The following is a 12,667-nucleotide window of genomic DNA, read 5'->3' on the forward strand; positions in this document are numbered from 1 at the left end:
GTTGCTCCTAGCCCGCCCATCAGGAACAGGCAAGATGCCTGTTCCACAAAAATTAAGTCAACTAAGCGATGAAATACCCGATATTAAGCGTTTACAATACTTTCAATACAGAGCCGATCGCCCGTTGGTCATTTGATGAAGCAGGCAACATAGCGAGCGATCGCCCCGTACTCCGTCCGGCACGCCTAATTGACAGCGTTCGCCGTGCTGTTGAACCATTAGAAAACGGGTCGCAGGAAAGCCTCTTGCTAACTGGAGGTTGCGTTACTTTCCCAGTCACTCCTTTACTGGAGGTACGCAAAGAAGACTTTTCTGTTTGTGCGTGGATTCGCACAGGAGATTTCCGTATTGCCAAGATTATCGATCAGCGGATTAAAAACTCCGGCCCTTTGCGGGGCTGGTCTTTCTTTATTGATAGAGGCAGAATTAACCTTCTAATAGCAGATGGCAGGATTTCGGTAAACTATTATGACGACCGCCAAGAAAAAGATCTTCCGTCTTTGCCAGTTGTCAACGATAGCGAATGGCATCACGTTGCGGTTGTTGTCGATCGCGATCGAGCGGATGGAGGGCGCTGGTATGTGGATGGCAAGGAAGTAGGTTTCCGGTTCAACCCAACATATCAACAGGGTTCTATCAGCAATAGTATCATCCCCTTAACTATTGGTGGCCAATCAGACGATTTTGGGAACACGTTTCAGGGCAATATAGGAGATGTTCGGCTCTACAAATATGCGCTATCGGCAGCAGATGTGCTGTTGATTTACCAATCGATTCAGTTTCCTATTAGTAAAAAAAATAGGGAAATTTCATCTAGTGGAAGTCCAGTTAGGTTCATAGCACCAAAACTCAAGTACGCACCTTATCAAATTAGGAGACTTACAGAAAGGCGGCACGAACCCGCCTATGCACCTTCCTTCTTAGATAGTGCTAAAAGTTCCCTGGACACCTACTCGCAGACGCTCGTATACTATCAGCAGTCGCTAGATATTCATAGAGACACCGGCAACCGCTACGGACAAGCTAACTCTCTGAACAATATAGGCAATTTTTACCGTTTGCGGGGGGACTACTCGCAAGCAATTGACTATCACCAGCAGTCGCTAAATATTCAGCGAGGCCTGGGCAACCGCAGTGGGGAAGCTGATTCTTTAAATGCTTTAGGCAATATTTACGATGCTTTGGGGGAATATTTGCAGGCAATTGAGTGCCACCAGCAATGCCTAAATATTCAGGGAGAAATCGGCAATCCTCACGGAGAAGCTAGTTCCTGGCGCGATTTGGGGAGTGCATATTATTCCCTGGGCGAATACCAGCGGGCGAGCGAGTGCCAGCAGGAGTCCCTAGATCTGGCGCGAAAAATCAACTCTCAGCATAGAGAAGCGAACTCCTTGAGCGCTTTGGGCCTTACATACATTTCCCTAGGGCAACATCAACAGGCGATCGAATGCTCTCAAGAGTCCCTGACTCTGGCGCAGAAAATCAACAACCGTTATGGGGAAGCCTATTCGTTGGTTACTCTGGGCAATGCTTACAGTAATTTGGGGAATTACTTGCGGGCGATCGAATACTACCAGCAGTCTTTAGATATTCAGCAGGAAATCGGCGATCGCTCTGGGCAAGTGGCTTCCTGGCGAAATCTGGGCAATGCTTACCGCTGTTTGGGACAATGCCAGCGGGCGATCGAATACAGTTGGAAGAGTTTAGAAATAGCGCGCGGACTCGGCGAACACGCGTCAGAAGGGGTAACTCTCAACAATTTAGGGCTTGCTTTCTTTGACTCTGGACAGTTTGCAGAAGCTGAAACATTCCTCCGCAGGGCGATTCAAAAATGGGAAGTCCTCCGGGGAAGATTGGGCAACCACGATAACTTTAAAGTATCTATTTTTGAAACCCAAGCAGCAACTTACCGCCACCTGGAAAAAGCCCTGATAGCCCAGTCAAAAACAGAACAGGCGCTGGAAATTTCCGAGCGGGGGCGGGCGCGGGGTTTTGTGGAGTTACTGACTGCTCGGTTATCTGCTAATTCAGGTGCGATACCCAATATTAAGCCGCCTACTATCGAGCAAATTAAACAAATTGCTAAAGCACAAAATGCAACTTTTGTGGAATATTCGATTTCTTTTATAGAAGAACTTTTTATTTGGGTAATTCAGCCGACGGGTGAAATTGCATTTCGCCAAGTTGACCTCAACTATCAACATACTCCGCTCAAAGAGCTGGTTGCAGACTCTCGCGAGTTGATCGGCATCAGAAATCGCGACTTCAATCCCCCCCTAAAAATTGACCCAGGCGATTTAGTTAAACTCCACGACGATGCCCCTAATTGGGCACCTTGGCAAGTCATATCTGTGGATGAAACTCACAGCATTCTCTGGCTCGGGCAATCCTCTTTTCCCGAAGGATTGACTATTCCCCGACCTGCAATTGATGTAATAGCCAAAGTGCAATCAAGCCTCACCAATCACCCGCGCTTGCAAAAACTCCATCAACTGCTAATTGAACCGATTGCTGATTTGTTGCCGACAGATCCAGAAGCTCGAATTATCTTTATTCCTCAAGGCGAAGTATTTTTCGTTCCTTTTCCGGCCCTGCAAGATGCTGGGGGGAAATTCTTAATTGAAAAACATACTATTCTAACTGCTCCTTCGATTCAAATTCTGGAATTAACCAGCCAAAAACGACAAGAGATTTCTGATTTAGTTGGAGACATTCTAGTAGTAGGAAATCCGACTATGCCCGAAGTTGCTCTAGCACCGGGAAAACTCCCGCAGCAGTTATCTGCTTTGCTGCATTCAGAAACCGAAGCCAAGGCGATCGCCCAATTGTTCCAAACTCAAGCCTTGACTGGCAAATCCGCTACCAAAGCCGCCGTACTTCAGCGGTTGCCAAACGCCCGCATTGTCCATTTTGCCACCCACGGATTGCTCGATAACATTCGCGGGCTCGGCAGCGCGATCGCCCTTGCACCCGATCGCACCGATAGCGGTTTGCTGACTGCTGAGGAAATTTTGAACCTGCACCTCAACGCGGATTTGGTAGTTTTGAGTGCGTGCAATACCGGCATGGGGCGGATTACCGGCGACGGCGTTATCGGTTTGTCTCGCGCTTTAATTTCGGCTGGTACGCCCAGTGTGATTGTGTCTTTGTGGGCGGTGCCCGATGCTCCTACAGCCGATTTGATGGTGAAATTTTATCAAAATCTCGATCGAACGGGCAACAAAGCTCAAGCCCTGCGAAACGCCATGCTGGAGACAATGCAGCAGCATCCAAATCCCAGAGATTGGGCGGCTTTCACACTGATCGGCGAAACATAATTGATTAAATTTTGTAAACAATTGCCAAAACTGCGAAAAAATTAGTTTTTTCGCTGAAAGCTCCACAGAAACTCGATCGCGCCAGGAGCGATAAGTCATGTGTCGATGTAATTTATTCAAAAAAGTCACGCTTGCGATTGAAATCGGGGCAACCACGGGGGGATTGCCCCTACTGCACAAACTTTAGTCCACTCCTAGCGGACTAAACAGTAAAGAGTGTGTTCATACACTTGCTCGCTTTCCCAACTTTGCACCATTAACAATAAAGTCAAAAATTATGACAATATCTGCCGATCAAAAAGCCAAAATTCTGATTGTAGAGGACGACGCCCCCATTCGCACTCTCATCTACCGCTTTCTGAATCAAACATATCAAGTACAATTTGCCGCAGACGGCCAAACGGCTCTCGAAATTTTTGAAGAATTTAACCCAGTCCTTGTCATTTTGGATTGGAATTTACCCGATATTAGCGGCTATCAACTTTGCCAAGAAATGCAGAAGCGCACTAATGTTTTAGTCGCGATTCTCAGCAGCCGCACCGCCAAAGAAGATCGAATTAAAATCATGAAAGCAGGTGCCGATGATTTTATGTGCAAGCCCTTCTGTCTTGAAGAATTGGCAGTTAGAGTAGAAGTCTTGTTGAGGCGGGCAAGATCCGTCAATCCGCCCAACCTTGCCTTCGGCCAATTAGCGATCGATTTAGTGAGTAGGGAGGTGAGATTGAAGGAGCAACTTCTAACGCTGACAGCCTTAGAATTTGAAATATTGTGTTTTTTGGCAACTCATTCGGGTAAAGCTTGCAGCCGCCAACAGCTAATCGAAAAAGTTTGGGGGTGGAAATCCAATTATGCAGCAGAAGAGCGAGTGGTGGACGTGCATATCGGCCAAATTCGCAAGAAAATGGCTAAAGTTGATGCCGCTGTTCCCAATTTTATTCAAACTGTTCGGGGATACGGTTACACTTTCGCTCCGATCGCTCGCAGGGACAGGGTAATTGCTAATTGAATAATCATCATAGTTACGACGGGTTCCTAGGTAGAGCGCGGGAACCAGTTAATTCGCTCTTGTCCCACCCCCTACTCCCCTTTTTAAAGGGAGTAGGGGTTGAGTAGGGGGCAAGCTAAGGGGGCATCTACGGGTAAAGAAAACACGCCATATACGGAATCGAGGGGCTAATCAAAAGACAGCATACTTACTCGATTTCCTAAAGTTTGAACCATTAACAAGAGAGCCAAAAATTATGACGATATCTACCGAGCAAATTTCCCAAATGCTGGTTGTAGAGAATGACGCACCCGTCGGCAATTTCATCTACGGCTGTCTGAATCAGACAAATCAAGTACAATCTGCCGCAGACGGAAAAACAGCTTTAGAAATCTTTGAGGAATTCAACCCAGTCCTCGTAATTGTGGATGGGAATTTGCCGGATAATATCGGCGTTAAACTTGGCCAAGAAATTCAGAAACGGAAGAATGTTTTTTTAGTCGTGATTTTCAGCAGCAGTACAGGCGAAGAAGATCGAATTAACATCATAAAAGCAGGTGTTGATGATTTAATCGACCAACCGTTCAGTCTTGAGGACTTGGCAGTTAGAATAGAAATCTTGTTGAGGGAGATGAAAACTGTCACTCCGCGCAATCTTGTCTTCGGTGAACTAGGGATCGATTTAATGAGTAGGGATGTGAGATGGAAAGAGAAAACTTTAGCTCTGACGGCCTTAGAATTTCAACTCTTGTATTTTTTGGCAACTTATCCAGGTAAAGCTTGGAGCCGCCAACAGCTAATCGAAAAAGTTTGGGGATGGAAATGCAATGACGCACGAGACGAGCAAGTGGTTGACGTGTATATCCGTATGATTCGCAGAAAACTGGCTAAAGTCGATTCCGCTGTTCCGAATTTTATTCAAGCTACTCACGGATACGGTTACACTTTCGCTCCGAGCGATCGCAATAACAAGGTAGTTTCTAAGTGAATAGTCTGGAGAGTGTGAAGCATTTGGGCATAAAATCAAAGGTGGGAAACATGAACTGTCGCCCAAATGCTCCACCTCTACATCTCTCGAATGGCTGGAGATTATTTGTTGGCGATGTCATCTAACGATTGCCAATTGATATTCTCATTTCGGCCGAAAAGTAAAAACGATCGCAATTAAACCCCCTGCTACCATTGCCAAAGCTGAGGGTACCAAAGGCACCCACCAGCCCTCGATTAGCAAAAACCAGCAAACCCCGCACAAAATCCCCCCAGATGCGATCGCCCCCAACACCGCGTGCAGCCTGCGTCGGCTGACAATCGCGATCGCGCTACCAACTGCTGCCCAACCCACAATCCACAGCATTTGGGCCCATTCAGGTGCAATTTGCAGCAGCGGGCGCCCATCCAAAGCAGCGCTGATAATTTGACTCGACATTTGCGATTGAATTAACACCCCCGGCATTTTCTGGGAAGGCGATTCTCCCGCACTGTAGGGCGTCAAAAAATAATCTGGATTGGAAATCGGAGCAGTCACGCCAATAAAGATAATTCGGTCTTTTATCAAATTGGGATTGACTTTTCCTTCTAACAGTTCTGCCAGCATGACTCGGCGAACAAAATTTTTTGGTTGTCGGTAATTGAGCATCATTTGAAAACCGCGATCGTCCAAGTTTTGATAAGCGCCTGTACTGCCGTGAATCGGTGCAAAAACTGCATTACCCAGCCTTATCTTATCTCTGGCAATATCTTCCGGTTTGATGCCTTTTGCTGCTAGGTAATGGAGGGCAGCCCTCGCGCTCAAAGAGTGCTCTGTAGTACAAGGATCGCTGCTGTGCGGCTGCATAAACAGCAAGTGGCGGCGGAGAATGCCGTCGGCATCTGCCACCACATCGCTGAACCCGAGGCGCTCTTTTGGCAGTGCGGGCGGGGGTTTGATGCCGCATTTGTTGGGTTTGCCGGTTTCTTTGACGCTGCACAAACCAATTAAACTCCGATCGCCCTGAAAGCGAGCGGCTAATGCTGCATAACCGGGCCCTAAAGGGCGATCGCGGAAGATATCCAGGGCGATCGTTTGCGCCCCATACTGTGCCAATTTTTCCACTGCTTTTGCGATCGTCGCATCCGGCAGCGGAAAGCCGTATTTGTTGATATCCGTTTCCGTCGCCTCCACCACCAGCAAACGCGAGTCTGAGCTTTCAGCAGGCCGCAGCCGCATCAGTTGGTCAAAAGCTTGCAATTCCCATATCTGGAGCAAGCCCAGCGATCGCGCTCCCATGACAGAAACAGCAGCAGTTGCGATCGCCAACAGCCCGATCTGAAAGCGGCGCAGCCGAGATAAAGATGGCGGATTGCTGACAGTTTCCGGCTCGGGTTTGTGCAGCAACTCTTGCCAAGTTGGCGGCTGGGATGCCGGATTTTGACAAATAATCGGCAGCCAATCCGCGCCGGAAATTTCTGACTCTAATTCTGCCAATCTTTGCCTCGCGAGGCGCACTGCCACATACAAAGGTTCCCCGCTGCAAAAAGCTTGGAGAAAATACTTTAAAAAATCTTGGGCAACTCGATCCGACACCGGTTCTCGCATCACGATCGTTTGCGGGATTCCCAAATCTTCCAACTGTCGCGCTATCCCCAATCCGTCGCAAGAATTGATAATCGCCAACTGCAAGCCGCTGCTCACCGCTAGCTTGAAGCCTTGTTTCAGTTCTTCTACTGTTAAACTCTCGGTTTTATTGATATAAAATCTACCCGATCGGCCGTCGCTGCAGGTGGAACTGTGTCCGGCAAAGAATAAGATATCCCAGCTTTTTTCCCAAAGCTGGTCGCCGATTTGGCGGCGACTTGGTTCTACTAAAAAAGTAACTTCTGCTGAGGGCAATCCTGCAAGTATAATTCGATCTTGCTCAATATCAATTTTTTGACTGTTACCCAAAATTGCTAAAATTTTTACGCAGCCTTTAGCAGGATTTCTGTTGGCGATCGCCGGTTTTTTAGAAGTTGCGGGGCTCAAAGCAATTTCGGCTTTCGGGTAGCGCTCAAAAATATCCCAACAGTACCAAGGCAGCCGCCGCAAATCGATGTCGTCAGTTTTGATTAAAAATCGAATCGTGTCCGACGGCATTAATTGTTCGAGCAATGTTTCTTTGAGTTCGCGAAACGGTTCGGAGTTGAGCCAGCTATTGATTTGCTGGCTTAACTTTTCCCGCAACAAGCGGCATTTTGCCAACTGTTCCGCACGAGAACCGCTAATGCTAATTTCGATCGGCTTAATGCGGAAATCTCCCAAACTGCGATAGGTTGACTGCCAGCGATCGTAGTGTTCCGCTATTTCTGGTTTCGGAGGCAGGAAGGCTTGGATTTCCACTGCAGGCCGATCTCCTTCCGCGCCGATTTCCAGAGAAACTCGCACCCCTTTTATCAAGTTATCATCTAGCTTCAAAACAACTAATTTCGGCATGGCTAACAACTGATAAGCCCAGGCGCATCTAAATTTTACAGTCACGGCGCGATGAAATTCTTGTGGGCTGGGCATCCGGCCCGCCCAAGTTCCATTTCCATGCTGAACAACTTATGACAAGTCGGCCTCTTTAGGCGGCAAAATTCTCTGCAATACAGAGTTCTTTCAGTTTTACCACAACGCTGAAACATTCTCCGCGATCGGCGGCAAATTCTAGAGTCATGTAGCCGTTACCGCTGCCGGCGCAAGCTTCCATGACAGTTTTTCCCTCGCCGTCGGTGACTTTCAGAGTCAGATTGAGCGGCAAGCTGTCTGCCCCGCCGGCGGGATGCACCTGTACTTTAATATTAGTTTCAGTATCGGTTGTTGGTTCGATCGCCACCAGCAAAGCTACCGCTGGGGCTGGTTCTATTACACCCCTCCAGAAATTAGGTTTTTCCTGAACAGAGTCCAGGGTTGCTGATGCTTTTTCCGAGATATCTGCTGTCAGATGGATTATCTTTCCCCGCACGACTGCGCTGCTGTAACGAAAAGCTAAATGAGGTTCTTTTGGCACTAAAATATCTTCTATAGACTGCCAACCAGCATCAAAAATATTGTGCAGCCACTGGCGCAGTTGTACAGTTTTCCTGCTGCGTTCCAGACAATCCAAATGTTGGAGAAACTTGTCAATACTTTGCAATTTGTCAATAGCTAAATCGCCACCCCTTGCAGTTTTCATAAAGCCCAGCAAAGTAGCTTCTTGTCGCTTTATATCGATTTCAACTGCTACTAAACCAATGCGATCGTCCGGTATTTCCAGCGGAATGTAACAAAAATTGCCAGACTTCAGAGGTCGGCATTCCAAATGACCGAGTTGAGTTAATTTCAAGTCTGCTGCATCGGTGTAAAGGCGCATGGCCGCGTTCCAACTGTCGCTGGCATTCAAGTCTGTGGGAATGTCCATCATTTCCAGGTAATCTTTCACTGCACATACAGCCAAAGTGTTGAAATAAACTTGCTCTTTTTTCTCCGGGGATGTCACTCCGTCAAGATTTGAAAACTTCTGTGCCAGCCGCAGGGCTGCGGCGGTAATGGGCAGGGGAATGGATTTTTCTCTGATATTTTCGGTGCTATTATTCATCGCGGTTTTCCTCTTTGACATATTTTTTTTAGGACAGGACTTGTCCTGCCTTTATTCCAGATATCCTTGATTTTTGGCAAAATTTCGCAAGCGGGGCAGACATTCTCTTTTATAAAAATTTGGTGCGGTTGACGGCGGCAAGTTAAATTCAAGAGCAATGTTTTTCCAGGGAGTTTCCGGGGGAAGACGCCTCAGAATTAAGGTTTGGCAAGTGACATCGGGGCGTTCTTTGATGTGAACACTTCTCAATTCCCCCTCCGGATCTGCCCGCACCCATTTTTTTGTCTCTTCTAGGATGGCTAGCGGACTGTCAGAATAAGTCGGCGGGTTTTCGATATTATTGATCAGGTTAATTTCTGCTGAGTCTTCTGAAATCAACGGTAAATCACGTCTAACTTTTTCCTGCGTTCGTTCGAGAGTGAAGTCTTTGAGTCGCATCTTGAGATATTTGTCCAGCCACGTAATGACGCTGCCCAGATTGCGATCGTAAGGTTTGTTTGCGGTGTTCGCTTCGCAAACATTGCGACAAAAATACACCCACGTTTGCTGTAAAGCATCGTTGTAATGAGGCGTGTCTTCTTGCCAAAGTTTGCCGGATTTTACAATCAGCCTCACTATCTCGCTGAGTTTTTCCCGCCGCATCAGGCTTTTGGGCGGATGCGAACAGGCTTGTGCAACTAGCTGTTGGAGTTGTTGGTTTAAATTGTTTTCCTTACCGTTGGTGTCGGGCATCGGCGATCGCCTCCTTAAGAGTCTCTGGATCAATGCTGGACACGGCATTTGCTGGTTTAAATTCCAAGATAGAATTCCTGATTTGATTAGTCCTGGACGCATTTCAAAGTAATTGTGTCATTGGCAGGTGAAAGGAATAATCTCAAACCCTTGTAACACCGCCCTTGAATGCGTAAGTCCTGTTGATGTTTAGCAGTCGAACAGGTGCTCTGTGCCAATCAGTTATCAGCATCGTGCGAGAAAATTTCGCGCAAATTAGGCAAAAATTTTAAAAATATTTAGTTGACAAATTCCCGCAAATGGGGTATTAAATCGATTTGAGATTGAACCCACGGATGCGTTCTCTGCCTCGTCTGCGGTTTAAATAATTCAGATCCAAGCGGAAACGATATCACCGATCGCCCGAATCTGCCCCAACATCCGCTAGCTGTGCGTATTTCCCTGTATTCCCAATGGCCGACTTGCTTATTTGCCGAGAACTCATATACTTTGTCAAGTTAAGAAAATATTTTTTTGATTCATCCAGGAGCGAGAAAAAAAAATGTACATAGTACAAATTGCCTCGGAGTGCGCCCCCGTCATCAAAGCAGGAGGTTTGGGCGACGTAGTTTACGGCTTGAGTCGGGAGTTACAGAATGCCGGTCACTGCGTCGAGATTATTGTACCCAAGTACGACTGCATGAGGTATGACCACATTTGGGGACTTCACGAAGCTTACCGGGATTTGGCGGTGCCCTGGTACGGGGGCGAAATCCTCTGTGATGTCTTGTGCGGCTGGGTGCACGGGCAGTTGTGTTTTTTCATCGAACCTCGCTCTCAAGATAACTTTTTTAATCGCGGCTGTTATTACGGGTGCAATGACGACAATATGCGGTTTGCATTTTTCAGCAAAGCCTCTTTGGAATTTTTGCTCAGAAGCAACAAGCGTCCCGATGTGATTCACTGTCACGATTGGCAAACTGGTTTGGTGCCAGTCCTGCTGTTTGAAATATACAAATACAATTGGATGGAATATCAGCGAGTCTGCTATACCATTCACAATTTCAAGCATCAAGGCATGGGAGGTAGCGATATTTTGCAAGCAACGGGTTTGCACAGACCGGATTATTATTTTGATTACGATCGCCTCCGAGATAACTTTAACCCTTTTGCCCTCAACTTTATGAAAGGCGGCATTGTTTACTCGAACTTTGTCACCACGGTTTCGCCACACCACGCTTGGGAAGCTCACCTCGGCGAGTTTGGCTACGGTTTGGGCCATACTTTGCACTTGTATCAAGAGAAGTTTCGCGGGGTGCTCAACGGTATTGATTATGATGTGTGGAATCCCGAGACCGATCGCTACATTCCGCACCACTACACTAAGGATGATTTGGCAGGAAAAGCCAAAACTAAAAAAGCTTTGCGCGATCGGCTGTTACTGCGCGATGCTGACAAGCCTATTATTACCTTTATCGGTCGTTTGGACGACCAAAAAGGTGTTCATCTCGTCCACCATGCAATTTATTACTCTCTGAGTAAGGGAGCGCAATTCGTGCTTTTGGGTTCCGCGACGGAAGCGGGAATTAACGCGCATTTCCAGCACGAGAAACAGTTTTTAAATGACAATCCAGACTGCCATTTAGAACTAGGTTTTAATGAGGAACTGTCGCACTTAATTTACGCGGGTGGGGATATGATTGTGGTTCCCAGCAATTACGAACCCTGCGGACTGACTCAGATGATCGGGTTGAGGTACGGTACTGTTCCTGTGGTGCGGGGAGTTGGCGGTTTGGTGAATACTGTGTTCGATCGAGATTACGACACCCGCCACCTGCCGGAAGAACGCAACGGTTACGTGTTTTACCAAACAGACTACTCGGCTTTAGAGTCGGCGCTCGATCGGGCGATCGGATTGTGGTATGACTATCATGATGAATTTGAAAAACTCATGCTTCAAGGCATGAATTGTGACAATTCGTGGAAATATCCCGCTAAAGACTATGTGGAAATTTACGAGCTAATTCGACACAAATAATTAGTAGGGGTAGCAGTGTACAAGTTACTAACTGTAGGGTGTGCACAGCTAGCCCGCGTCTTGGTGGCTGTTGAGCCTGGTCGAGAATTCCGGCAGTTGATACATGGCGTTGACGCGAATCGGTTGGGAGAGCGCTGTTGCTTTTTTTTGGGAGTGCGAGGTTGTTTAAGGAATCTTTTTAAATGTATGGGTGGGCTAAACTTAATGGGGCGTTGGTGAATTAGGGTATGATGATTTGAGAGTGCGAGCGCCAAAAAATAACACTTCACAAAACGCAGAGCTTATGCAATGTCCTGAATGTCAGTCAACTCATGTTAATAAAAATGGTCAGAAAAAAGGTAAACAGAATTATATTTGTGTCGGTTGTGGCAGACAATTTATAGAGGGCTATCAACCTCAGAAAGGTTATTCTGAAGATCTGAAACGTGAATGTCTCAAAATGTATGTAAATGGTCTGGGTTTTCGAGCAATTGGGAGAGTCAAAAATGTGCATCATACGACAATCATTAATTGGGTCAAACAAGTAGGAAAGCTCCTGCCAGATTTTTATGAGGCAGAAATAACTCCACAAGTCGGAGAATTAGATGAATTAGAAACATTTGTTGGCTCAAAAAAAACAAAATCTGGTTATGGACAGCAGTAGACCATTTTAAACCAGGTATTCTAGGATGGGTTTTAGGCGACCATAGTGCCAAAACCTTTGAACCACTATGGGAGATTGTTAATAAATGGAAATGCCATTTTTATGTGACAGATGGATGGAAAGTTTACCCTAAGTTTATTCCGGATGGAGATCAGATTATTAGTAAAACATATATGATAAGAGTTGATGGTGAAAATACAAGATTAAGGCATTATTTGGCTCGCCTAAAACGAAAAAGTCTTTGTTATTCTAAATCTGAACAAATGTTAAGATATTCAATTCAGTTACTAATTCACTATCTAAAATTTGCAGATGTTCCAGTTCCGTATCAAAATCAAAGAAATTATTTTCGCTTGTCTGCGATCACACTATAAGTTTATCATACCTTGATTCAGCAACGCC

General features: G+C 46.4%; 8 protein-coding genes. 5 read left to right on the plus strand and 3 right to left on the minus strand.

Annotated features, from left to right (window positions below):
• The first annotated feature begins 68 nt into the window (after positions 1-68).
• From NDI35_RS04110 to NDI35_RS04120, 3 genes are all read left to right on the plus strand, one after another.
• Positions 69-3,317, plus strand: a complete 3,249-nt coding sequence (locus NDI35_RS04110) for a CHAT domain-containing protein (protein WP_445311599.1) — start codon at positions 69-71, stop codon at positions 3,315-3,317.
• A 277-nt stretch (positions 3,318-3,594) separates the two neighbouring features.
• Entirely contained in the window at positions 3,595-4,323 is a 729-nt protein-coding gene (locus NDI35_RS04115) for a response regulator transcription factor (protein WP_445311600.1), read from the plus strand.
• A 235-nt stretch (positions 4,324-4,558) separates the two neighbouring features.
• Complete coding sequence (locus NDI35_RS04120) at positions 4,559-5,290, plus strand: response regulator transcription factor (protein WP_445311601.1); 732 nt, start codon at positions 4,559-4,561, stop codon at positions 5,288-5,290.
• A 144-nt stretch (positions 5,291-5,434) separates the two neighbouring features.
• Here NDI35_RS04120 and NDI35_RS04125 read toward each other — a convergent pair whose 3' ends face one another.
• From NDI35_RS04125 to NDI35_RS04135, 3 genes are read right to left on the minus strand one after another with little or no spacing between them, the layout of a single operon-like run.
• Complete coding sequence (locus NDI35_RS04125) at positions 5,435-7,825, minus strand: CHASE2 domain-containing protein (protein ID WP_445311602.1); 2,391 nt, start codon at positions 7,823-7,825, stop codon at positions 5,435-5,437.
• 55 nt (positions 7,826-7,880) lie between these two features.
• Positions 7,881-8,873 carry a DUF1822 family protein gene (locus NDI35_RS04130; protein WP_445311603.1) on the minus strand — a complete coding sequence of 331 codons (993 nt, stop codon included), beginning with the start codon at positions 8,871-8,873 and terminating at the stop codon, positions 7,881-7,883.
• A 51-nt stretch (positions 8,874-8,924) separates the two neighbouring features.
• A complete protein-coding gene (locus tag NDI35_RS04135) occupies positions 8,925-9,707 on the minus strand; it encodes a sigma-70 family RNA polymerase sigma factor (protein ID WP_445311604.1) in 783 nt (260 codons plus the stop codon).
• Between the two features lie 439 nt (positions 9,708-10,146).
• On the opposite strand from NDI35_RS04135, the gene glgA reads away from it, so the two are divergent.
• Positions 10,147-11,622 carry a glycogen synthase GlgA gene (gene glgA / locus NDI35_RS04140; RefSeq protein ID WP_445311605.1) on the plus strand — a complete coding sequence of 492 codons (1,476 nt, stop codon included), beginning with the start codon at positions 10,147-10,149 and terminating at the stop codon, positions 11,620-11,622.
• Positions 11,623-11,905: 283 nt separating this feature from the next.
• Positions 11,906-12,639 (plus strand): IS1 family transposase gene (locus tag NDI35_RS04145; RefSeq protein WP_445311606.1). Its coding sequence is split into 2 segments (ribosomal slippage): positions 11,906-12,245 and positions 12,245-12,639, totalling 735 coding nucleotides; the frame shifts between segments, so codons are not numbered across the junction.
• Positions 12,640-12,667: the final 28 nt, after the last annotated feature.

It is taken from the genome of Microcoleus vaginatus FACHB-2002 (genome assembly GCF_040004035.1).
Taxonomy (GTDB): Bacteria; Cyanobacteriota; Cyanobacteriia; order Cyanobacteriales; family Microcoleaceae; genus Microcoleus; species Microcoleus vaginatus_C.